Below are 20,815 nucleotides of genomic sequence, written 5' to 3' on the forward strand. Positions count from 1 at the left end.
GCAGCTGCCAGAAGAACTGGCAGCTCCTAAACATACGTCAAGACGGCCGGAAAATCCACGTCCTGGCGTGCTCAGGGCAAGCCTGGAGGCGATTCCCGGGAGGACCAGTAACCTGAACCCCATGAGCGGCAATGACTTTGAAGGATTCGGGCGCCCGAATTGGCAGAAGCCCGAGAACGGCGACGAGCACGCCCAGGAGTCCGGGGATTCCGTTTCGGAAGACCAGACCTCTGGGCACGAAGGCTTCGGTGCGCACTTCGGCAGGCCGGCTGAGGAGCCGGACGCTCCCGCGCCGTCCGAGGATGGGCCCGGCCAGCCAGAGGTGAGCGACGGCGAGGTGCCCGCGCCGGTCCAAGACGAGGCGCCCGCGGCACCCACCTGGCCGCGTGATGCCGAGTCAGCGCCAGTCGCCGATGCAGTCGGCGAAGGCGCGGAACCGGCCAGCGGCGACCAGTCTCACCCCGACGAGAACAGCACCGAGGTCCTCGGCTTCGGCGAGGGAAACGAGACCGCTGTGCTCGGTCGCGGAGACCACAATCAGACGGAGATCCTCGACTCCGGTGCGCCGGCCGCCCCGAGTTGGGAGCAGACTCCCCCACAGGACTCGAGCACCTGGAACGACCAGGGCGCATCCACCCCCGCTCCAACTGGCTGGGACCAGACGGCCCAGCACGACCCCAACGCCTGGAACGACCAGAGCGCACCGGCCCAGGCTCCCGCATCCTGGGACCAGCAGCCCTCCGCTCCGGCGTGGGGCCAGTCGGCTCCGGACGCGCAGGACGCCCAGACGACGCAGACTCCGGCGTGGAACGCACCGGGTGCCGGCCAGGCTGACCCGAGTCAGGCGAGCGGCGGCCTCGAGGCGCCGGCGTACGGCGAGGTGAACAGCGCGCCGAGCTACGGCGGCCAGAACGAGTCGCCCGCGTTCGGCTCGACCGCCCCCGAGGCGGGTGCCGCTGCCTTCGGCGTCGGCTATGGCGCGCAGCAGCAGGCAGGCGCGTGGAACGGCGCTCCGGAGAACCAGACCCCAGCCCCCTACGCTCCCGGCCAGGCACCCGGCCAGGAGTTCGGGGCACCCGCGTTCGGTGGCAACGGTGGCGGTGGCTACCAGGGCGGCGGACCGTCCGGCCCCAACGACTTCGGCAACGGAGCCCCCGCCAAGAAGCCCTGGTTCCGGAAGCCCGCGATCCTCATCCCCGCGATCATCGGCGTCGTGGTCCTGGTGGGAGCCGCCGTAGCGATCCCCGTCACCATCCACAACAACAACGTGAACCGCGGCGACGAGCTCGCGGCTGCGTTCCAGACGGACCTCGACGCGCATTACGCGGACTGGACGACCGAGAACCTCGACCTTGCCGCCAACGTCACCATCTCGGCCTCACTGGGCGAGAACACCGACTTCTTCTCGCAGTCGGCGGCCCAGATGACCGACTTCTCGACTCGCTGCGGGAACGTCGCGACGGCGGAGACGACGATCAACGATCTCGCCGGGTCCACCGTGCCCTCGCTTGCGGTCGAGGACGGTGCCGACGCCTCCGAGGCATACAAGGCCGCTCAGACCGAGAGCGACGGCCTCAGCGAGCGACGCGACATCGTCGCGAACTTCGCTGACACGGCAAGCGCGGATGTCGCGGCGCTGCAGCAGTTCTGCGAGGCGTTCCCGAAGTACAACTCGATCTACAACACGTTCGGCACGCAGCTCGCGTCGTTCTCGTCGACGATCTTCACCATCCCGGACGGTCAGAACATCGACCTCGGCAACAACCTGTACTACCCGTGCAACGTGTCGACGGGATGCCCGGACTACAGCAACCCGAACATCGGCACGACGATCGCCGACGGCATCAAGTCGACCTACGTCGACTTCTACCGTGGCATCGCGGACCTGGCCGCATCGGAGTGCTTCCTCGACGAGCTCGCGGACGTCTGCACGAGCTACAGCACCGAGTTCGTGAAGGCCGCGGATGCTGCGCAGGCCGCCGCCGACTCGTACCGCTCTGAGACGCTGAGCCTCACCGTCGGGGCCGTTCCGTTCGCCAACTCGTCAACGCTGTTCACCGCGATGTTCGACACGTTCGACGCGGCCGACGCGGCCGTGCAGACGGCCTGGTGGAGCGCCGACCCGTCGTCAGACGGGCAGACGGACCGTGGCTGGCAGTCGCGAAGCCTGAAGACGCTGCTCTCCGCACACGAGAGCTCCATCGCGACGCTCGTCGAGAGCGTGCGCTAGCGGTTCCAAGCACACACAGCGATGCGGCCCCCGATCCACTGGATCGGGGGCCGCATCGCTCTTCGGGGCGTGCAGCGCATCGGTGCTCGAGGCGCGATCTACTCCCCCATGTACTTGCGGGACGCGACGGCGCGGTCGGCCTCGCGCTTGTCCTGGCGCTCACGCAGTGCGTGGCGCTTGTCGAACTCGCGCTTGCCCTTCGCCACGGCCAGCTCGACCTTTGCACGGCCGTTGAGGAAGTAGAGCGTCAGCGGGACGAGCGTGTAGCCGCCCTCTTTGGTCTTCATGGCGAGCTTGCGGATCTGCTCCTTGTGCAGCAGCAGCTTCCGCTTGCGGCGTGGTGCGTGATTGTTCCACGTGCCCTCGAGGTACTCGGGGATGTGCACGGCGTCGAGCCACGCCTCACCGCGGTCGATGTACGCGTATCCGTCGACGAGGGAGGCGCGCCCCTGCCGGAGCGACTTCACCTCGGTTCCGTTCAGCACGATGCCCGCTTCGAGGGTGTCCTCGATCAGGTAGTCGTGCCTGGCTCGACGGTTCGTCGCGACAGGCTTCGTCCCTTGCTCCTTCGGCATGGCCTCTTCCTCTCTCGACGGCAGACGATGGACAGCCCGCTATCTTACGACACGGGCTGTCCATCGGTCTACCTTGCTGTTGCGTGCGGGTCAGACCTTGAGGTACTTGTTAATCGCGATGCGCGCGGAGACCCAGGCGAGCAGCACGCTGACGATCAGGAGGACGGGGATCGCGAGGAGCGCCTCCGGGACTCCGATGAGGGAGACGAACGGCAGCTGCCTGCCGAGGTAGCCCTGCACGAAGAAGTGCGCGATGGCGACGGTTGCTGCCGAGGCGAGCACGGCACCGATGAGGGCCGCGACGACGCCTTCGAGGATGAAGGGCGCCTGGATGTAGCGGTTGGATGCGCCGACGAGGCGCATGATGCCGATCTCGCGGCGCCTGCTGATCGCAGACAGGCGGATCGTGGTCGCGATGAGGAGCGCCGCCGCGACGAGCATGACCACCGCGACTCCGATCGCAGACAGACTGGCGACGTTGAGGAGCTCGAAGATGCTCTCGAGGTACTGGCGCTGGTCGGTGACCGCCTCCACACCGTCGTAGTTCGAGAGCTGCTCGATGATGATGTCGGCCTGGTCGGGGTCGGTGAGCGTGATGAGGAAGCTCTCCGAGAGGAACTCGGGCTCGACGAAGGACACGATGGGGTCGCCGGCGAACTGCTGCTGGAAGTTCTCGTAAGCCTGGTCTTGGTCTTCGAACTCGTACTCGCTGATGTACGGGGTAAGGACGGCGCCCTGCAGGGCCGCCTCGACGGCGTCGCGCTGGGTGTCACTCGCCTGACCGCCTGCGCAGTTCGGGGCGGTCGAGACGGACGAGCAGAGGTCGACGGACACCTGAGCGCGGTCGTACCAGAAGGCCTTCATGCTGCTGATCTGCTGCTGCATAAGGATTCCGGCGCCGACGAACGTCAGGGAGACGAAGGTCACGAGCACCACGGAGATGACCATGCTCGAGTTGCGGCGAAGTCCCTGCCACATCTCGGCGAATACGCGGCCGATCATTTGACGTCTCCAGAGTTCTTCGTGGTCTTCTCGCCGGCGACGCGCGAGGCGATCGAGTCGGCGATGGATGTGGGGGCTTGCGACGCGACCTGAGCTTCGGCATCGTCGTTCTGCTCGAGCTGGTTGGCGGTCTCCGCTTCGGTGAGCGGCACGATGCCCGGCTGGTAGACGCCATCGGACTCGTCGCGCATGATGACGCCGCCGTCGAGCTCGATGACGCGCCTGCGCTCCTCGTCGACGATCGAGACGTCGTGCGTGGCCATGACGACGGTGGTGCCGTTCGCGTTGATGCGGGTGAGGAGGCGCATGATGCCTCGGCTCGTGACGGGGTCGAGGTTTCCGGTCGGCTCGTCCGCGAGGAGGATGTCTGGCTTGTTGACGACGGCGCGCGCGATGGCGACGCGCTGCTGCTCGCCGCCGGAGAGTTCGTGGGGGAAACGGTTCGCCTTGTCGCCGAGGCCCACGGTCTCGAGGACATCGGGGACGGCTTTCGCGACGTGGCCGCGGGACTTGCCGAGCGCTTCGAGCGCGTAGGCGACGTTCTCGAACACGGTCTTGCCTGCGAGGAGGCGGAAGTCCTGGAACACCATGCCGATGCTGCGTCGGTAGTACGGCACCTTGCGGTTGGAGATGCGGCGCAGGTCCTGGCCGAGCACGTGCACCTGTCCGCGGCTCGGGGCGTCCTCGCGGAGGATGAGGCGGAGGACGCTGGATTTTCCGGACCCGGAGGGGCCGACGAGGAACACGAACTCACCGCGCAGCACCTCGAAGGTGATGTCGTCGAGTGCGGGGGCGGCGGTGCCAGGGTAGACCTTGGCGACGTTATCGAATCTGATCATGGCGCTAACAGGGTAGGCACCGGAGTGGCCGCAGCCCGGCGCGACATGCAGAACACGTCAGACGTGGGTGTCCCGGCTCGATGCTCCCTGGCGCCTACTTCGTGTTCCTAAGCGGCGTCGGCTTCGCCGCGCTTGCGCCAGCGGATGCCGGCGGCGATGAACGCGTCGATGTCGCCGTCGAAGACCTTGTCGGTGTTGCCGGTCTCGTGCTGGCTGCGGAGGTCCTTGACCATCTTGTATGGCGCGAGGACGTAGGAGCGCATCTGGTCACCCCAGCTTGCGGTGATGTTGCCCGCGAGCTCCTTCTTCTGCGCGTTCTCCTCTTCGCGGCGGAGCAGGAGGAGGCGTGACTGGAGGACGCGGAGTGCGGCGGCGCGGTTCTGGATCTGGCTCTTCTCGTTCTGGCAGCTCACGACGATCCCGGTTGGGAGGTGCGTGATGCGGACGGCCGAGTCGGTCGTGTTGACGGACTGCCCGCCCGGACCGGAGGAGCGGAAGACGTCCACGCGCATGTCGTTGTCTGGGATCTCGATCGACTCGGTCTGCTCGATGAGCGGGACGACCTCGACGGCGGCGAAGCTCGTCTCGCGGCTTCCGGCTGAGTTGAAGGGGCTCATGCGCACGAGCCGGTGCGTGCCGGCTTCGACGGAGAGGGTGCCGAAGGCGTATGGGCTGTCGATCTCGATGGTGGCCGACTTGATGCCGGCCTGCTCGGCGTAGCTGGTGTCGAGGACGGAGACCTTGTAGCTGTGCTGCTCGGCCCAGCGGAGGTACATGCGGAGGAGCATCTCGGCGAAGTCGGAGGCGTCGACGCCTCCGGCGCCGGCGCGGATCGTGATGACCGCGGGGCGCGGGTCGAATTCGCCGTCGAGCAGCGTCTGGACCTCGAGGTTGCCGATGACCTTGGTGATCGACTTGAGCTCGGCGCGGGCTTCCTCGGCCGTGTCCTCGTCTTCCATCTCGACGGCCATCTGCGCGAGCACTTCGAGGTCGTCGAGGCGTCGTTCGATCTCGTCGAGGCGCTTGAGATCCGCCTGCGCGTGGCTGAGTGCCGAGGTGACCTTCTGCGCGTTCTCGGTGTCGTTCCAGAGGTCGGGGACGGATGCTGCGGCTTCGAGCTCCACCACCTTCGCGCGGAGCTTGTCGGGGTTGAGCACGGCGCTGATGTCTCCGAAGGTGCTGCGCAGGGCGGCGATCTCCGAAGCGAGGTCAAGGTTGATCATGATCCCCCAAGACTAGCCGCCAGGGCTGGGCGGCGCTGTTGGGCGCGCGTGGCGTCAGGAGAGCACCACCCTGGCGTCACTGGAGACGGTGATCTCGAGCCCGGATGGGAGCAGCGCATGGGTGAGGGGCGGAGTCCAGTGGCCGGTGATGACGACGGCGGCCGTGACGCCGTCTGGCGTCGACGCGGAGACGAGCGCAACGCTGTCCGGGCTCGCCCCGGCGAGGTCCTCGAGCGTCGCGAGGGCGCGTTCGTGCACCTTCGTGGGGTCGAGGACCGGCTGCAGCTCAGCATCGACGAAGGCGACGTCCGCCGCCGCGAAGCTCTCCGAGGCGGAGAGCGCCACCGCGTCCGCGATCGTGAGGAGTCGCTTGCGCTCGATGGACAGCGACGTGGCGGCGACCAGCACGTAGGCGGCGGTGAGCCCGATCATGAGGAAGACCAGGATGAGCGGGAGCACGCTGCCGCGCTCGCCGTGCATCCGGCGCAGGCAGTCGCGCAGTCGCGCCCGAGCGCCCGTCACGAGGAGAGCCCGAACCTGGTGACGGCGAACGAGGCCGTGGCGCTGGTCGGGATGGACAGCGGAGCTGCTTCCCCGGTCAGGTTCGGCGCGAACGGCAGGGGCACGTCGATCGTGACGGTGACGGAGACGACGGCACCCGCTGCCTGGCAGGCACCGGCCGTGCTGCTGCATTCGACGTGCTGTGCGACGGTGCCGGCCTCGAAGCCGTGGTCGGCAGCGGCGAGGTCGATCGCCGCCGCGGCGAGCGCCTGCGTCTCGACCGACTCGGGGTCGGACGCCAGCAGACGTGCCGCGCTTCTCGCCGCCGACTCTCCGGCGATGCTCGCGCCCTGCAGCGCGGAGAGGGTGAGCATGAGGTAGGCGAGTGGCACGATCAGCAGTGTGCCGAGTGTCAGGAACTCGAGCGAGGCCGACCCGCGATCGTCACTCGGCATCCAGCGTCTCCTGCGGGGCATGTCCGGTCACCTCCAGCGCGTCCGGCAGCCCGAGGAGGCCGATGAGCGGAAGCGGCGAGCGCACGGTGACGGCGACGACGGGGGCCCCGTCGAGCTCGGTCGTGCTCGCCACCACGGACTCGGCGTACCCGCCGCCGATGCTCATGGCGATGAGGTCTGCGGCTCGTTCCTCGCCCGCTTCGAGACCGGCACCGAAGAGTCCTGCATGCCTCGCGCCCTCTCCTGCCGCATCAAGGAGCGTTGTGCGCACGTGCAACGCGAAGCCGATCTGCAGGACTGTGACGGTGAGCAGCACGAGCATCGCCGAGACCATGACCCACTCGGCGACCGCCGACCCCCGGTCGTCTCGGATCATGGGGCGGCGTGAGCGGGCCGGCTTGTCAGCTGAAGTCACTGACTCGGGTGATGGCGTTCTCGAACACGTTGACGAGGAGGTCGCCGGCGACGGTCCAGAGAAGGATGACGATTCCGGCGGACATGATCGTGATCAAGACCCAGCCGGGGACGTCTCCGCGTTCGGAGGCGGCTCTGGTTCGGAGTGCGTGCAGGAGCTGCATGGTCGTGCCTTTCGGGTGGGGCTCTAGAAGCTCGTGCGGAGCACGAAGACTGCCGGGTAGAGCGCGAACAGGATGGTGGTGGGCAGGATGAGGAAGATCAGCGGGACGAGCATCTGCACTTCTTTGCGTCCCGCCGCTTCGAGGAGCTCGCGCTTCCCGAGCTCTCGGGCGTCGCTTGCCTGAGCGCGGAGCACTTCGACGAGGGGCGCGCCGCGTTCCAGTGCGGAGATCATGTGCTCGACGCAGCGGTCGAGTGGCAGGTACTTGACGCCCCTGGTCATCTCGTGGAGCGCGTCGGAGAGCGAGACGCCAGTGTTCACGTGGTGGACGACGCGTGCGAATTCCTTGGCCAGTTCGCCGGTGCTGACGCTCGCGACGCGCCTGAGGCTGTCGAAGACTCCCTCGCCGGCCGAGATGCTGAGGGAGAGGAACTCGATCACGGTCGGGAACTCGCTGGCCACTTGTCGATGCCGGCGGTGCGCTGCGCGCCCGAGTGCCTGGTCGCGGGCGAAGATTCCGACGCCGCCGAGGAGGAGGGGAAGCAGGATCTGAGCGATGACCGGCATCCCTCGGGTCACGCCGAGCGTCAGTGCGGCGGCGAGTCCGATTCCTGCGGCGATCAGCCCCCAGGTGAGCTGTTCGGCTCGGAAGCGTTCGACGCTGGCGGAGGAGCCGCTTTGGCGAAGCTGGCCGATGATGCGGTCGTTGCCACCGAGGACTTCGCCGAGCAGTGCGCGCCCCTTCGCCATGAGCGGGGCGGCGAGGGTGCCGAGGACGGGGAGCGGGTCGGTCGCGGTCTTCTGCACGTCGGCGCGAGCGGCTGCCGACACGTCGAGGAGGTGCGGCGCGAGGCGTTCGGCGAGATTCGGTCTGGAGAGTCGGGGCACGGCGGCGAGCATCGTCCAGAGGCCGATGCCCAGACCGAGTCCGCATAGGACGGCCCAGCCGAGGGTCTCGTTCATGCGAACCACCTGCGGTCGTCCTTCAGCTTCGCGATCCGGAGCATCGCGAGGTAGGCGAGGACTGTCGTCCCGAGGCCGATGAGGATGACGACGGCGCCTTCGTAGCTGTTGAATGCGGCGGCGGCCTCCGGCCGCGTGCCCAGCATGAGCAGGACGATCCAGGGTGCGGCGGATCCGAGCTTGGCGGCGTTCATGACCCAGGACTGCTTCGCCTCGACTTCGTGGCGCACCGCTTGCTCTTCACGGAGGTAGCTGCCGAGGCTCTTGAGCACCGTGGGGAGTTCGGCACCGCCGACGTCCCTGGACATGCGGAGTGTTTCGAGGATGCGGTCGGCGGTTGGGTCTGCGAGCCGTTCCTTGAGGACGTCCAGCGCGACACGGAAGCTCCCCGTGAGGCGGTACTGCCTCGTGAAGGCGGTGAAGTCCTCCCGTAGCACGGTCGGGCCAGACTCCGCGAGGCTCGCGACTCCCTCCGGCAGGGCGACGCCGGACCGGGCGGAAGCGACGAGATGGTCGATGACATCCGGCCAGACGAGACGGTTGCGGCTGCGCCGCTGCATAGAACGCATTCGGACGATCAGGAAAGGACCGGCGCAGCCCGCCAGGAAGGCCAGCACAGCAACAGCGAACACACCGGTGAGCGCGAGTCCGGCGGCGCCGAGCGTGAGGCCGAGGACAACGGCGGCGCCCGCGAACACGGCCACCGGAACACGTTCGAAGCCTGCGCGCCGCAAGTCGGCGCGGAAGTCGTCGATGCGGAAGCCACGGAGCTCGACGCGCTCGGCGCTCAGAGGCCAGAGCCACGCACTCACGATGCTGGAGACACCCGCTCCCATGACGAGCGCGAGCAGCACGTTCACAGGGACCTCCGCAGAATCCGAGCAGCATCGAGACCGTGCGCCTCGTACTTCGCGATGCGTGGTGGCGGTGACCCCGTGGATTCGAGTTGCCCGCGACCGCGGCGGAAGAGCGTCGCCGCCTCGATGACCTGGCCCGTGGCGACACCCGTGGGTGCGAGGATCTCGCCCACGTGTCGAGTCCCCGAGGCAGTCATCTCCAGGTGCACCACGAGGTCGATGCAGCTGGCGACCGTCGGCACGACGAACGCGCTGTCGATGTTGCGCCCAGCCAGGAGCGGCAGCGTCGACAGCTTGATGAGCGCGTCCCGAGCCGAGTTGGCGTGGATGCTGCACATGCCCGGCATACCGCTGTTGAGGGCGATCAGCAGGTCGAGGCTCTCGGCTTCCTGCACCTCGCCGACCACAAGCCAGTCGGGTCGCATCCGAAGCGCTTCTTTGATGAGTCGGCGAAGGGTGATCTCCCCGGTGCCCTCGAGGTTCGCCTGCCTGCACTGCAGCGCGACCACGTCGCGCGCGACGAGATCGAGTTCGAATGTCTCCTCGACGGTGACGATGCGCTCTTCGCTGCGCACGGAGGAGAGGAGCGCATTGATCATGGTCGTCTTGCCCGTGTGCGTGGCGCCGGAGACGAGGATGTTGCATCCGGCCAGGACCGCGAGCTGCAGGAACTCCGCCGCCTGGGCGGTGAGCGCCTCTCGCTCGACGAGGTGAGAAAGATCACGGATGCGGCGCGTGAACTTCCTGATGTTCACCGACGGGTACCGGCGCGTCACCTCCGGCACAGCCACGTGCAGGCGTTCGCCGTTGGGGAGGGAAGCGTCGACGAATGGGGAAGACAGGTCGACGCGCCGGCCGCTCGACTGGAGCATCCGCTCGATGAGGTCGCGCAGGTCGCCCTCGGGGACGACCGTCGGCGTGAGCTCGGGGACGCCGCCGCGCGCGACGAACACGCGTGACGGGGCGTTGATCCAGATCTCCTCGATCTCCGGATCGTCGAGGTACGGCTGGAGCAAGCCGAAGCCGGTGACCCGCGCGAGGACCTCGCGCGTCGTCGACTCCTCGTCGTGCACGAGCGGCAGCGAGGACCCGAGGGCCTCCTCGGCGTAGCCGCGCACCTCTTCCCGTGCGATGTCGGCGGCCCGTGCACGGTCGCCGCCGAGGTCGATGCCCTCGAGCAGGACACGACGACGGATTCGGTCGGTGATGGTGCTTACCGCGATGCTCACGCCGTCAGCATGCCGAAAACCAGAGAACCCCGCAGAAGTTATCCACAGGCCAGCAAATGCAGGGAAACGACCGACCACGTGTCACGGACACCGGCGCTCATCCAGCTCACAGAGCATGAGTCGCCGGCTCCTTCGCAGACCGCACCCCGACGGTCCACGCACGGCTACGCTGAGCCGGTGCCCACCACCGAACGATTCGCCGACCTCGTCGAAGCCGAGCTCGCCGACAAGCCCTTGGCGGTCGTGCGCGTGCCAGGCGGATTCGACGTCGGGTTCGCGCTCGCAGATGCCCGATGGGTGAGCATCCTCGCCGTCAACGACGTTCGCGACAGCATCACCTACAACGTTCGAGTCAACGAGCGCGCTGGGAAGTTCAGCATCAACGACACCCTCCGCCGGATCAGCTGGAGCGCAGGGGTGTCCGGGATGGTCCCGCGAGTCGGCTTCTCGACGTCCTTCCAGTCGGGTCGGGTGAAGTATGGCCGGGTCATCCAGCTCGGCCTTGCACCGGGCGGGTTCGAGGTGTCGTTCAGCCCGGAGGAGGAACGCGCCCGCATCACGGCGATCGGGCAGGAGCTCGGCCTGAAGCCGGGCCCGAGCAGGTCCGTGCTGATCGGACTGTGGACTGCCGGCGGAGCCATCGGCCTGTGCATCCTCGGCGCAGCGATCGCACTCACGATCCAGGCGCTCCTGGGGTAGCCGCGCCCGCCGCCTGTCGGCCTCCGATGACGCGCCCCGACTTCGAGGGCTGTCGCTCCCGCCCTAGACTGGTTCCCGCACACGGGTTCGCCCGTGCCCGCGGGAGTGGTGAAATTGGCAGACACGCAGGATTTAGGTTCCTGTGCTTTCGAGCGTGCGGGTTCAAGTCCCGCCTTCCGCACTGGAGTGTCAGGCTCTTCCGACTCGACAGACTGTCTGGTCCGTCTCCCCCGCCCAACGGGTACGGTTCCAGTACCAGCACTGCGAAGGAGCATCGACGATGACCGAGTTCAACGAAGCCGACCTGCAACAGAAGGCGAAAGACCACCTCTGGATGCACTTCTCGCGCCAGTCCGTGATGGAAGACGGCGCCGGCGTGCCGATCATCGTCAAGGGCGACGGGCACCACATCTGGGACTCGAAGGGCAAGAAGTACTTCGACGGCCTCTCCGGCCTCTTCGTCGTCAACGCGGGACACGGCCGCACGCGTCTCGCCGAGGCCGCCGCCAAGCAGGCCGCCGAGCTCGCGTTCTTCCCCATCTGGTCGTACGCGCACCCGAACGCCATCGAGCTCGCCGATCGCCTCGCTGACTACGCACCTGGTGACCTCAACCGCGTCTTCTTCTCGACGGGCGGCGGCGAAGCCGTCGAGACCGCCTTCAAGCTGGCCAAGTACTACTGGAAGCTGCAGGGCAAGCCCACCAAGCACAAGGTCATCTCTCGCTCGGTGGCCTACCACGGCACGCCGCAGGGTGCACTGGCGATCACGGGCATCCCCGCCATGAAGGCGATGTTCGAGCCCCTCACGCCCGGCGGCTTCCGCGTGCCGAACACGAACTTCTACCGTGCGCCGGAGCACGGCGACAACCTCGTCGAGTTCGGCCAGTGGGCCGCGAACCGCATCGAGGAGATGATCCTCTTCGAAGGCCCTGAGACGGTCGCCGCCGTGTTCCTCGAGCCCGTCCAGAACTCGGGCGGATGCTTCACGCCTCCCCCTGGCTACTTCCAGCGCGTGCGGGAGATCTGCACGAAGTACGACGTGCTGCTCGTCGCCGACGAGGTCATCACGGGCTTCGGCCGGATCGGCGACATGTTCGCATCGACGACCTACGACATCCAGCCCGACATGATCACGTGCGCCAAGGGCATGACAAGCGGCTACTCGCCAATCGGCGCCACCATCGTCAGCGACCGCATCTACGAGCCGTTCAAGCACGGCCAGACGTCGTTCTCGCACGGCTACACGTTCGGCGGCCACCCGGTGTCGGCGGCCGTGGCGCTCGAGAATCTCAAGATCTTCGAGGAGGAGCGGCTCACGCAGAACGTCAAGGAGAACTCGCCGCACTTCCGTGCTGCCCTCGAGAAGCTCCTCGACATCCCGATCGTCGGCGACGTGCGCGGCGACGGCTACTTCTTCGGCATCGAGCTCGTCAAGGACAAGGACACGCGCGAGACCTTCAACGACGAGGAGTCAGAGCGCCTGCTGCGCGGCTTCCTGTCGAAGGCGCTCTTCGACGCAGGCCTGTACTGCCGCGCCGACGATCGTGGCGACCCCGTCATCCAGCTCGCCCCGCCCCTCACGATCGGCCGGGCCGAGTTCGACGAGATCGAGCAGACGCTGCGAGGGGTGCTCACCGAGGCGAGCTCGCTCCTCTGACACGGGCTCGTCGTCGTCACCGACGGCAACCCGAAAAGCTCCGGATGGCAAACTCGCTTCGTGCTGGAACGTTCTCCAGCACGAAGCGAGCTTCCCATCCCGAGTCGCTATTCGAGGCCGAGGGCAGTGCGCAGCTTGGGCGCGAGCGCGTCGAAGGCGCGGCGGCGGTGGCTCGCGGCGTCCTTCTCCGCGTCGGTGAGGTCGGCCGCCGAACCTTCCGCCCCATCGGGCTGGAAGATCGGGTCGTAGCCGAAGCCGTGGTCCCCGCTCCGCTGCTCCAGGATGCGACCGGGCCACACACCCAGCACGGCCTCGCTCTGTTCCTCGCCCGTCGATGAAGCTGTGGCCGGCACGACAAGTGCAGCCGCGGCGACGAACTGGGCCGTGCGGTGCGGATGCGAGACGTCGCTCAGCTGCCAGAGCAGCAGCTCGAGGTTCTCGGTGGCGTCCTTCGCTGGCCCGGACCACCGGGCGGAGAAGATGCCGGGCGACCCGCCCAGCACGTCCACCGAGATGCCGGAGTCGTCGGCGAGCGCCGGGAGCCCCGTGTGCTCGGCGGCGGCGCGGGCCTTCAGCAGCGCGTTGGCCTCGAAGCTCAGACCGGTCTCGCGTGGCTCTGGCCCGTCGTAGGAGACGAGCTCGATGCCGTCGAGCTGGTTGCCGAGGATGCGCCGCAGCTCGACCAGCTTGTGCGCGTTGTGGGAGGCGAGGACGACCCGGACGGGCTCGCTCATGCCTTGAGCGCCTGGTTCTGCAGCTCGGTGAGCGTCGCGGTGCCCGCGAGGGCGATGTCGAGGAGACGGTCGAGCTCCTCGCGGTCGAACGGCTGCCCCTCGGCGGTGCCCTGCACCTCGATGAGCTTGCCGTCGCCGGTCGCGACGACGTTCATGTCCGTGCCAGCCCGTACGTCTTCCACGTAGGCGAGGTCGAGCAGGGGGACGCCGTCGACGATGCCCACCGAGATCGCGGCGATGGAACGCGTGAGCACGTCGGCCTTCGCCGGAACGTGCTTGTTGACCTTCGCCCATTCGATGGACTGCGCGAGCGCGACGTAGGCGCCCGTGATCGCTGCCGTGCGGGTGCCGCCATCGGCCTGCAGCACGTCGCAGTCGATGACGATCGTGTTCTCTCCGAGCGCGGACATGTCGACGGCTGCCCGCAGGGAGCGCCCAACGAGACGCGAGATCTCGTGCGTGCGCCCGCCGATCTTGCCCTTGACCGACTCGCGGCTGTTGCGGTCGTTCGTGGCTCGCGGGAGCATCGCGTACTCGGCCGTGACCCAGCCCTTGCCCTGGCCCTTCAGCCAGCGCGGCACGCCGGGCGTGAACGACGCCGTGCAGAGCACCTTCGTCTTCCCGAACGAGATGAGGGCGGAGCCCTCTGCCTGCTCGCTCCAGCCCTTCTCGATCGTCACGGGGCGGAGCTGGTCGTGGGTGCGGCCGTCTGCGCGTGCTTCGGTCATTGGTCCTCCAAAGAGTCTGATGGGTACGGGAAAGCGGTGGGAGCTGGCGGGCGGATGCGTCAGGCGCGGCGCATCGACGGCGGCAGGTTGATGGCCTCCGTCATGAGGCGCTCGACGTGGCGCACATCGGGCCCGAGGAAGCGGCCAGCGAGGTTCACGAACGCCTCCGTGTTCTCGCCAGTCGCGCGGTACGAGTACTGCGGGGCGCGCCCGCTCGAGTTGAGCAGCCCGTTGGAGGCGAGGACTCGGTACACGTCCTGGGCCGTCTCGACGTCGCTCGACACGAGGCGGACGCCCGCGCCGAGCACGTAGCCGAGCACACCCTTCAGGAACGGGTAGTGCGTGCATCCGAGTACCACCGTGTCGACGCCAGCGGCCTTGATGGGGGCGAGGTACTCCTCGGCGTAGCGGACGAGCTCGGGACTCGTCGTGTCGCCGCGTTCGACGTACTCGACGAACATCGGGCAGGCCTGCGAGAAGATCTCGAGGTGAGGGGCCGCCGCGAAGGCGTCGTCGTAGGCGCGAGATGACACGGTCGCCTCGGTGCCGAGCACGCCGATGCGGTTGTTGTGGGTGGCGCTGACGGCGGCGCGGACGGCGGGGGCGATGACCTCGACGACGGGCACGTCGTACCGCTCGCGGGCATCCCGCAGCACGGCGGCAGAGGCCGTGTTGCAGGCGATCACAAGCATCTTCACGTCCTGCTCGACAAGCTCGTCGAGGATCGCGAGCGACAGGCGCCGGACGTCGGCGATCGGCTTCGGTCCGTACGGCGTGTGCTCGGTGTCACCGACGTAGAGGAGCGACTCCCCCGGCAGCTGCGCCCGGATCTCCCTCGCCACTGTCAGCCCGCCGACACCAGAGTCAAATACGCCGATCGGTGCCTCGCTCATGGGTGCCGAGTCTACTCCCAGGCACCTTCGAGCGTGGATGCGCGCGCCGAGATCCCGTGCGCTCCCCGCGGTGGGGCCTAGGCTGGGGCGGTGACTTCCGAACGCCCGTCCACCGGCTTCCTCACCGACCAGTACGAGTTCACGATGATCGATGCCGCGATCCACGCGGGCACCGCCGATCGTGACAGCGTCTTCGAGCTCTTCGGGAGGCGACTGCCGAGCGGACGCCGCTACGGGGTCGTGGCGGGGGTGGGCCGCGCGCTGGAGCTGCTGCGCGACTTCCGCTTCGGTGACGCGGAGCTCGAGCACCTGCGTGCGCACTCCATCGTCTCGCCCGAGACCCTCGACTGGCTCGCGAACTACCGGTTCTCCGGCACGATCCGCGGCTACCGCGAAGGCGAGATCTACTTCCCCGGCTCCCCCATCCTCGAGGTCCGGTCGAGCTTCGCCGAGGGTGTCATTCTCGAGACGCTGCTGCTCAGCATCTACAACTACGACTGCGCCGTCGCCTCCGCCGCAGCACGCATGGTCTCGGTCGCCCGCGGACGCCCGCTCGCCGAGATGGGATCACGCCGCACGGGCGAGCGCTCGGCGGTCGCCGCGGCGCGCGCCGCCTACATCGCGGGCTTCAAGGCGACGAGCAACCTCGAGGCGGGCCGCAGCTGGGGCGTCCCGACGATGGGAACCGCCGCGCACTCCTTCACGCTCCTGCACGACTCCGAGCGCGAGGCATTCGCCTCGCAGGTCGCGACGCTCGGCGCAGGCACGACCCTCCTCGTCGACACGTACGACGTCCGGGAAGGAGTCCGGCTCGCCGTGGAGGTCGCGGGGCGCGAGCTCGGCGGCGTCCGCCTCGACTCCGGCGACCTCCCCACACTGGTCGCGGAGGTGCGCGCGCAGCTCGACGAGCTCGGCAACACCGAGACGAGCATCACGGTCACCAACGACCTCGACGAGTTCGCCATCGCCGGCCTCGGCGCGAGCCCGGTCGACTCCTTCGGGGTCGGCACGAGCGTCGTCACCGGCTCCGGCGCCGTCGCCTCCGGCATGGTCTACAAGCTCGTCGCCCGCCGCGGTGAAGACGGCGACTGGGTGTCCGTCGCGAAGCGCTCCGCTGGCAAGGCGAGCGTCGGCGGCGAGAAGTTCCCCGTCCGCCGTCGCGACGAGCACGGCGTGGCGGAAGCCGAGGTCGTCGGCATCGGCGCACCACCCGTCTCCGACAAGAGCGACAGGTCCCTGCTCGTCGACCTCGTCGTCGACGGCGTCATCAACGATGAATTCACCGGCGAGGCCGGCGTGCAGCGCGCCCGCGAGCACCACCGAACGGCCATCGACGAGCTGCCGATCGGTGCCCTCCGCCTCCACGCCGGTGAAGCGGCGCTGCCCACTGTGTTCGTCGAGCAGGACGGCCGCGAGACCGTCTGGGTCTGATTCCAGCCACGCCACCACGCACAACGGCCGCGACCCGTCTCCGGGTTCGCGGCCGTTGTGCATCCGGCAGAAGCCGTCGACACCGGTGAGGGTTCTCAGCCCTTCATCTTCTCGTACACGGCCTTGCAGTTCGGGCAGACCGGGAAGCGGTCGGGGTTGCTGTTCGGCAGCCATTTCTTCCCGCACAGCGCGCGCACGGGCTTGCCCGTCACTGCCGACTCGAGGATCTTCTCCTTGCGCACGTAGTGCGAGAACTTGTCGTGGTCGCCGGGGTCGTCGGTCTGCTCCTCGTTGAGGAGCTTCTCGAGCTCGCGGTCGAGGATCGCCGTGCCGCCGCCGGTCTCGTCTGGCCCACCCGGGCCGGTTGGGGTGCTGGAGAACGTCATGCCGAACATCTTAGAGCGCAAAACGGAGGCGTCACCGGATGCACGACCCGGTGACGCCTCTCGAAGAACAGCCGAGGTCTACGCGCTCTGCGCGAAGGCCATGATCTCGCTCGAACGACGCTCGAACTGGCGAGCTCCGGCCAGCAGGCCGACGAGCAGCACGAGGAGCCCGACGACAAGACCCCAGCCGAGAGCCACGAAGTTCCACCACGACTCGCCGCCGTTGAGCGCCACGAGGCCCGCGTAGACGGCGGGGCCCATGAGCAGGATCGCGATGAAGCCGGTCGTCGGGTGCCAGAACACGCCGGACCCCCAGGAGCGGACCGGCTGGCTGAACGGCGAGTCGCCCGGGCGCGCCACCGGATACGGGTGCAGCACGCTGCCGATGCTCGAGAACCCGGTCGCCGAGAACAGCAGACCGAGCGAGAGCCCGACGAGCGCGAGGATCGTGCCCCAGTCGCCGACGATCAGCCACGTGATGACCGCACCGAGCAGAACGACGACTGAGCCGAACACCAGGGTCGGCAGGGCGCGACCGAAGCGGTCTGATAGCCCCGACATGCCGCTCGTCACGTGCATCCACACCGCCGAGCCGTCGAAGGCGAGGTCGTTGTGGAGCGTCCACCCGATGAAGAACGCCAGCAGCGGCAGCGGCAGGAGCGCGAGATGCCTCGGCTCGACGCCGACGACAGCGAGCGGGATGAGCGCGAGAAGCGGGATGAGGATGATCGAGACGTTCACGACGACGTACCGCGGGTCGCGCATCCAGTACGTGACCGTGCGGGCGGCGACGACGAGGGCCGGCGACCGACCGAACGCACCGAACACGCCGAGGTCGACCAGCTCGGTCTCGTCACCGCCGAGTGCCGCCGACGCGACCCGACCGGCGATGACCTGCCAGAGGACGAGCAGGACGAGGAGGGTCGCGGCGCCGATGCCGAGCTGCGCGAACGCGAGCTGCAGGTCTCCCCCGGCGGCGCTGGCCGCGGCGGCCCACGGTGCGGCGATCGGGGACAGCGAGAGCACCTCGAGCGCGGCGCTGATCGCCTCGTGCTGACCGAGCTGCCAGTCGACGGATACGGCCACGAAGACGAGCGGCGAGGCGAGCAGGAGCAGCACCAGGACGAGGGCGGCGCGAGCATCGCTGACAAGCCGTCTGGCCCGCAGATCCTCACCCACGAGCCCAGCCAGGCGGGAGAGCACGACCAGCGTCGCGAGCACCACTGCAGACCCGACCACGCCGACCAGGAGCGCCGTGCCAGCACTCGCCCATAGCAGCAGACCCGCGAGGAGGACGATGGTGATCGCGAACGACGGCACGCTCACGAAGGCGGTCCCGAGCGCGAGCCAGGCGGAACGTCGGGGCGAGAAGCCCATGACGGTCAGCGACCGAGGGTCGATGGCCGCGACAGGCGTCACGAAGACGCTCACGAGGCCGGTCGCGATCGTGACGAGCGAGCCGACGATGATCGCACTCTCGCGCTTCGCCTCGATATCCGAATCCAGCATCGAGACGACCGTGAGCACCGCGAAGACCGCGAGGGCGATCGAGAGCAGCAGCGTGCCGATCCACGCCCCCCGATGCTGCGAGTCGCGTCGCGCACCGTTGCGGATCGACTGCAGCTTCAGTTGAAGGAGATGTCCAGCCAATCCAGCCCCTCCATCTGTGGCGTGCCGCGGACCAGGTCGCGGAAGCGTTCTTCGAGCGTGATGTTGCCGCGCACGTCACTGACGGTGCCGGAAGCGAGCAGCTCCCCCCGCACGATCACCGCGACGTGGTCGCAGACGCGCTGGACGAGGTCCATGCTGTGGCTCGACAGCAGCACGGTGCCGCCGCGCTGCACGTACTCGAGGAGGATGTCGATGAGCTGTCCCGCCGACACCGGGTCAATCGTGTCGAACGGCTCATCGAGCACCAGAAGCTCCGGCGAGTGGATCAGTGCCGCGGCGAGCGAGATCTTCTTCGACATGCCGGCCGAGTAGTCCACGACCAGCCGGTTCGCCGCCGATTCGAGCTCGAACGCGTGCACCAGCGACTCCGTGCGCGCCCGCGAATCAGCAGGCGACAACCCCCGAAGGAGTCCGGAGTAGTAGAGGAGCTGCCCACCCGTGAGCTGATCGAAGAGGCGCAGACGGTCGGGCAGGATGCCGATGTGCGGATGCGCGGCCTTCGGGTTCTTCCACACGTCGAGGCCGAGGACCTCCACGTTGCCGCTCGTGGGCTTCAGCAACCCCGTCGCCATCGAGAGGGTCGTCGTCTTCCCCGCACCGTTGGGTCCTACGATGCCCGTGAAGGAGCCGCGACGAACCTCGAACGTGACATCGTTCACCGCGACATCCGAACCGAAGCGCTTCGTGAGCCCGTTGACCGACAGGACGGTGTCGCCGAGTTCACGATCCGGAGCCTCCGTGACGCGGGTCACCGGCGTCATCGTCGAGAGCCCCTCGGCGGTCGCGGCACCCAGCACCGGGTTCCTGACGGCGGCCGGGAGGCCGGTCTCCTGCTCCGCAGTCGCCTCCTCTGCCAGCGAGGAGACGGTCACGGTGTCGTCGACGACGATCGCCTCGACCATGATCGGCTGAGGTCGACTCGCGTCGCCCTCCGGCACGTCGGGGCTGGCAGCACTCTCGTTCACATCGTCGGCGGTGCCATCGCCGACGTCTGAGCTCTTCGAAGACATCGCTCAACCGTACCAACGATCCGGCGTGGCGCGCCGCCGCCCCAGCTCCAAGCTCTCCCCAGGCGGCCCCTCATACACTGCTCGCGTCGCCCTCTGCAAGACCGGGGCGGTGCCACCACGAGGAGGTCAAGTGTCCGATTCCAGCACGCAGCGCTTCGACGACGCCGCAGACGCGACCGCCTACGCGCCCCTGCCGCCTCGCGAGGAGCAGACCGGCGCGGCGCCCGGCGAACAGGACAAGATCTGGCTCGACCGCCTCATGGCCATCCAGCGACCCATCGTGGTCCGGCAGATCCGCATCCTCCGTGGCAAGTACCCGGACGCGACGCCGAGCGAGCTCATCAAGAAGATCGAGCAGCAGTACCTCAACGCGACCACCGTCAGCGGCGGTGCAGCCGGTGCCGCCGCCATGGTGCCCGGAGTCGGAACCGCCGCCTCGCTCGCCGTCACCGGTGTCGAGACCGCCGGATTCCTTGAGATGACCTCGCTCTTCGGGCAGGCGGTCGCCGAGATCCACGGCCTCCCCATCTCGGATCCCGTCCGCGCACGCACCCTCATCCAGTCGCTCATGCTCGGCAAAGCGAGCAAGAACCTCATCCAGCAGTTCGCGGGCCAGGTCTTCGGGAAAGGCCCGACCAAGCAGGTCTTCTGGGGCGAGATGGTGACGAAGAGCCTCCCCCGCGCCATGGTCGGCGAACTGTCCGGACGCATCCAGTCGATGTTCCTCAAGAGGTTCGTCGTGCGGCAGTCGGCGAGCACCGTCGGACGACTCGTCCCGTTCGGCATCGGCGCCGTCATCGGCGGAGCCGGCAACCGGATGCTCAGCAACGAGGTCGTCCGCACCGCACGCGAGGCGTTCGGCGTCGCACCTTCCAGCTTCCCCATCGAACTGCACCCCACCTACGCCGCACCCAAGGACGACACCGGAGACGACCACAAGGCGCTGACGCGCGGGCCGTTCTCCTTCTTCCACGTCCCACTCGCCCTCACCCGCGGGAAAGACAAGAACCAGGACTCGGAGGCCTAGGTGTATGGCCTCGGGACGTTGTGAACGGGTGACGTGAAGCGAGAACCTCCGTGCAGGATGTGGGTTACCACACTCAAATCCTGACCACGGAGGTTCTCGTGACTCACGCTAACGCACCCCTCACCCCG

At 68.1% G+C, this 20,815-nt stretch carries 22 protein-coding genes and 1 tRNA gene; 6 read left to right on the forward strand and 17 right to left on the reverse strand.

Annotated features, from left to right (window positions below):
- The first annotated feature begins 121 nt into the window (after positions 1-121).
- The gene (locus ABVF28_RS04040) at positions 122-2,230 is read left to right on the forward strand and encodes a hypothetical protein (RefSeq protein WP_371029557.1); all 2,109 of its coding nucleotides are present in this window, start codon (positions 122-124) and stop codon (positions 2,228-2,230) included.
- 98 nt (positions 2,231-2,328) lie between these two features.
- Here ABVF28_RS04040 and smpB read toward each other — a convergent pair whose 3' ends face one another.
- The 11 genes from smpB to ABVF28_RS04095 form a co-directional block, all read right to left on the reverse strand.
- The gene (gene smpB, locus ABVF28_RS04045; protein ID WP_104241539.1) at positions 2,329-2,805 is read right to left on the reverse strand and encodes an SsrA-binding protein SmpB; all 477 of its coding nucleotides are present in this window, start codon (positions 2,803-2,805) and stop codon (positions 2,329-2,331) included.
- Between the two features lie 90 nt (positions 2,806-2,895).
- A complete protein-coding gene (gene ftsX, locus ABVF28_RS04050) occupies positions 2,896-3,807 on the reverse strand; it encodes a permease-like cell division protein FtsX (RefSeq protein ID WP_371029558.1) in 912 nt (303 codons plus the stop codon).
- Positions 3,804-4,646, reverse strand: coding sequence for a cell division ATP-binding protein FtsE (gene ftsE / locus ABVF28_RS04055; RefSeq protein WP_104312251.1), 843 nt, complete (start codon positions 4,644-4,646; stop codon positions 3,804-3,806). The genes ftsX and ftsE overlap by 4 nt, the downstream gene beginning before the upstream one ends.
- 107 nt (positions 4,647-4,753) lie before the next feature.
- The gene (gene prfB, locus ABVF28_RS04060) at positions 4,754-5,869 is read right to left on the reverse strand and encodes a peptide chain release factor 2 (protein ID WP_104312252.1); all 1,116 of its coding nucleotides are present in this window, start codon (positions 5,867-5,869) and stop codon (positions 4,754-4,756) included.
- Between the two features lie 54 nt (positions 5,870-5,923).
- Entirely contained in the window at positions 5,924-6,349 is a 426-nt protein-coding gene (locus tag ABVF28_RS04065; protein WP_371029559.1) for a hypothetical protein, read from the reverse strand.
- Positions 6,350-6,387: 38 nt separating this feature from the next.
- On the reverse strand, positions 6,388-6,825 hold the full coding sequence (locus tag ABVF28_RS04070; protein ID WP_104312254.1) for a hypothetical protein: 438 nt from the start codon (positions 6,823-6,825) through the stop codon (positions 6,388-6,390).
- Positions 6,815-7,240 (reverse strand): TadE family protein, encoded by a 426-nt coding sequence (locus ABVF28_RS04075; RefSeq protein WP_371029560.1) that lies wholly within the window; start codon positions 7,238-7,240, stop codon positions 6,815-6,817. Before ABVF28_RS04075 ends, ABVF28_RS04070 begins: the two co-directional genes overlap by 11 nt.
- Positions 7,227-7,403 (reverse strand): hypothetical protein, encoded by a 177-nt coding sequence (locus ABVF28_RS04080; RefSeq protein ID WP_371029561.1) that lies wholly within the window; start codon positions 7,401-7,403, stop codon positions 7,227-7,229. The genes ABVF28_RS04075 and ABVF28_RS04080 overlap by 14 nt, the downstream gene beginning before the upstream one ends.
- Before the next feature lie 23 nt (positions 7,404-7,426).
- Complete coding sequence (locus tag ABVF28_RS04085; RefSeq protein WP_371029562.1) at positions 7,427-8,365, reverse strand: type II secretion system F family protein; 939 nt, start codon at positions 8,363-8,365, stop codon at positions 7,427-7,429.
- Positions 8,362-9,225 carry a type II secretion system F family protein gene (locus tag ABVF28_RS04090; RefSeq protein WP_371029563.1) on the reverse strand — a complete coding sequence of 288 codons (864 nt, stop codon included), beginning with the start codon at positions 9,223-9,225 and terminating at the stop codon, positions 8,362-8,364. The genes ABVF28_RS04085 and ABVF28_RS04090 overlap by 4 nt, the downstream gene beginning before the upstream one ends.
- Positions 9,222-10,451 carry a CpaF family protein gene (locus ABVF28_RS04095; protein ID WP_371029564.1) on the reverse strand — a complete coding sequence of 410 codons (1,230 nt, stop codon included), beginning with the start codon at positions 10,449-10,451 and terminating at the stop codon, positions 9,222-9,224. Before ABVF28_RS04095 ends, ABVF28_RS04090 begins: the two co-directional genes overlap by 4 nt.
- A 177-nt stretch (positions 10,452-10,628) precedes the next feature.
- Between ABVF28_RS04095 and ABVF28_RS04100 the strand changes: the two genes are divergently transcribed.
- The 3 genes from ABVF28_RS04100 to ABVF28_RS04110 all read left to right on the forward strand — a co-directional run bounded on the left by ABVF28_RS04100 (position 10,629) and on the right by ABVF28_RS04110 (position 12,807).
- On the forward strand, positions 10,629-11,150 hold the full coding sequence (locus ABVF28_RS04100) for a hypothetical protein (protein WP_371029565.1): 522 nt from the start codon (positions 10,629-10,631) through the stop codon (positions 11,148-11,150).
- Positions 11,151-11,249: 99 nt separating this feature from the next.
- Positions 11,250-11,331, forward strand: a tRNA-Leu gene (locus tag ABVF28_RS04105).
- A 99-nt stretch (positions 11,332-11,430) separates the two neighbouring features.
- A complete protein-coding gene (locus tag ABVF28_RS04110) occupies positions 11,431-12,807 on the forward strand; it encodes an aspartate aminotransferase family protein (protein ID WP_371029566.1) in 1,377 nt (458 codons plus the stop codon).
- Positions 12,808-12,914: 107 nt separating this feature from the next.
- Here the strand turns inward: ABVF28_RS04110 and rdgB are convergent, their stop codons facing one another.
- Genes rdgB through murI form a run of 3 tightly spaced genes read right to left on the reverse strand, consistent with a single transcriptional unit; the run spans position 12,915 to position 15,162 of the window.
- Positions 12,915-13,541, reverse strand: a complete 627-nt coding sequence (gene rdgB, locus ABVF28_RS04115) for an RdgB/HAM1 family non-canonical purine NTP pyrophosphatase (RefSeq protein ID WP_179556505.1) — start codon at positions 13,539-13,541, stop codon at positions 12,915-12,917.
- A complete protein-coding gene (gene rph / locus ABVF28_RS04120) occupies positions 13,538-14,269 on the reverse strand; it encodes a ribonuclease PH (RefSeq protein ID WP_371029567.1) in 732 nt (243 codons plus the stop codon). The genes rdgB and rph overlap by 4 nt, the downstream gene beginning before the upstream one ends.
- 59 nt (positions 14,270-14,328) lie before the next feature.
- A complete protein-coding gene (gene murI, locus ABVF28_RS04125; RefSeq protein ID WP_371029568.1) occupies positions 14,329-15,162 on the reverse strand; it encodes a glutamate racemase in 834 nt (277 codons plus the stop codon).
- 90 nt (positions 15,163-15,252) lie between these two features.
- Between murI and ABVF28_RS04130 the strand changes: the two genes are divergently transcribed.
- Entirely contained in the window at positions 15,253-16,593 is a 1,341-nt protein-coding gene (locus ABVF28_RS04130) for a nicotinate phosphoribosyltransferase (protein ID WP_211890233.1), read from the forward strand.
- Between the two features lie 95 nt (positions 16,594-16,688).
- On the opposite strand, the gene ABVF28_RS04135 is transcribed toward ABVF28_RS04130, so the two are convergent.
- From ABVF28_RS04135 to ABVF28_RS04145, 3 genes are all read right to left on the reverse strand, one after another.
- Positions 16,689-16,979, reverse strand: a complete 291-nt coding sequence (locus ABVF28_RS04135; protein WP_104312608.1) for a DUF3039 domain-containing protein — start codon at positions 16,977-16,979, stop codon at positions 16,689-16,691.
- Between the two features lie 78 nt (positions 16,980-17,057).
- Positions 17,058-18,629, reverse strand: a complete 1,572-nt coding sequence (locus ABVF28_RS04140) for a hypothetical protein (protein WP_179556502.1) — start codon at positions 18,627-18,629, stop codon at positions 17,058-17,060.
- Positions 18,605-19,660 carry an ABC transporter ATP-binding protein gene (locus ABVF28_RS04145; protein ID WP_306455467.1) on the reverse strand — a complete coding sequence of 352 codons (1,056 nt, stop codon included), beginning with the start codon at positions 19,658-19,660 and terminating at the stop codon, positions 18,605-18,607. The genes ABVF28_RS04140 and ABVF28_RS04145 overlap by 25 nt, the downstream gene beginning before the upstream one ends.
- A 130-nt stretch (positions 19,661-19,790) precedes the next feature.
- Here ABVF28_RS04145 and ABVF28_RS04150 point away from each other — a divergent pair, with 130 nt between their 5' ends.
- Positions 19,791-20,687, forward strand: coding sequence for a hypothetical protein (locus ABVF28_RS04150; RefSeq protein ID WP_371029569.1), 897 nt, complete (start codon positions 19,791-19,793; stop codon positions 20,685-20,687).
- Positions 20,688-20,815: the final 128 nt, after the last annotated feature.

Source organism: Pseudoclavibacter sp. JSM 162008, from assembly GCF_041366455.1.
Lineage (GTDB): Bacteria > Actinomycetota > Actinomycetes > Actinomycetales > Microbacteriaceae > Pseudoclavibacter.

Excerpts from the sequence above, each read along its gene's own strand:
- ABVF28_RS04145 (WP_306455467.1), bottom strand. The coding sequence starts at position 19,660 with ATGTCTTCGAAGAGCTCAGACGTCGGCGATGGCACCGCCGACGATGTG.
- prfB (WP_104312252.1), bottom strand. The coding sequence starts at position 5,869 with ATGATCAACCTTGACCTCGCTTCGGAGATCGCCGCCCTGCGCAGCACC.
- ftsE (WP_104312251.1), bottom strand. The coding sequence starts at position 4,646 with ATGATCAGATTCGATAACGTCGCCAAGGTCTACCCTGGCACCGCCGCC.
- ABVF28_RS04110 (WP_371029566.1), top strand. The coding sequence starts at position 11,431 with ATGACCGAGTTCAACGAAGCCGACCTGCAACAGAAGGCGAAAGACCAC.
- ftsX (WP_371029558.1), bottom strand. The coding sequence starts at position 3,807 with ATGATCGGCCGCGTATTCGCCGAGATGTGGCAGGGACTTCGCCGCAAC.
- ABVF28_RS04135 (WP_104312608.1), bottom strand. The coding sequence starts at position 16,979 with ATGACGTTCTCCAGCACCCCAACCGGCCCGGGTGGGCCAGACGAGACC.
- ABVF28_RS04080 (WP_371029561.1), bottom strand. The coding sequence starts at position 7,403 with ATGCAGCTCCTGCACGCACTCCGAACCAGAGCCGCCTCCGAACGCGGA.
- ABVF28_RS04085 (WP_371029562.1), bottom strand. The coding sequence starts at position 8,365 with ATGAACGAGACCCTCGGCTGGGCCGTCCTATGCGGACTCGGTCTGGGC.
- smpB (WP_104241539.1), bottom strand. The coding sequence starts at position 2,805 with ATGCCGAAGGAGCAAGGGACGAAGCCTGTCGCGACGAACCGTCGAGCC.
- rph (WP_371029567.1), bottom strand. The coding sequence starts at position 14,269 with ATGACCGAAGCACGCGCAGACGGCCGCACCCACGACCAGCTCCGCCCC.
- murI (WP_371029568.1), bottom strand. The coding sequence starts at position 15,162 with ATGAGCGAGGCACCGATCGGCGTATTTGACTCTGGTGTCGGCGGGCTG.
- ABVF28_RS04040 (WP_371029557.1), top strand. The coding sequence starts at position 122 with ATGAGCGGCAATGACTTTGAAGGATTCGGGCGCCCGAATTGGCAGAAG.
- rdgB (WP_179556505.1), bottom strand. The coding sequence starts at position 13,541 with ATGAGCGAGCCCGTCCGGGTCGTCCTCGCCTCCCACAACGCGCACAAG.
- ABVF28_RS04070 (WP_104312254.1), bottom strand. The coding sequence starts at position 6,825 with ATGCCGAGTGACGATCGCGGGTCGGCCTCGCTCGAGTTCCTGACACTC.
- ABVF28_RS04065 (WP_371029559.1), bottom strand. The coding sequence starts at position 6,349 with ATGCACGGCGAGCGCGGCAGCGTGCTCCCGCTCATCCTGGTCTTCCTC.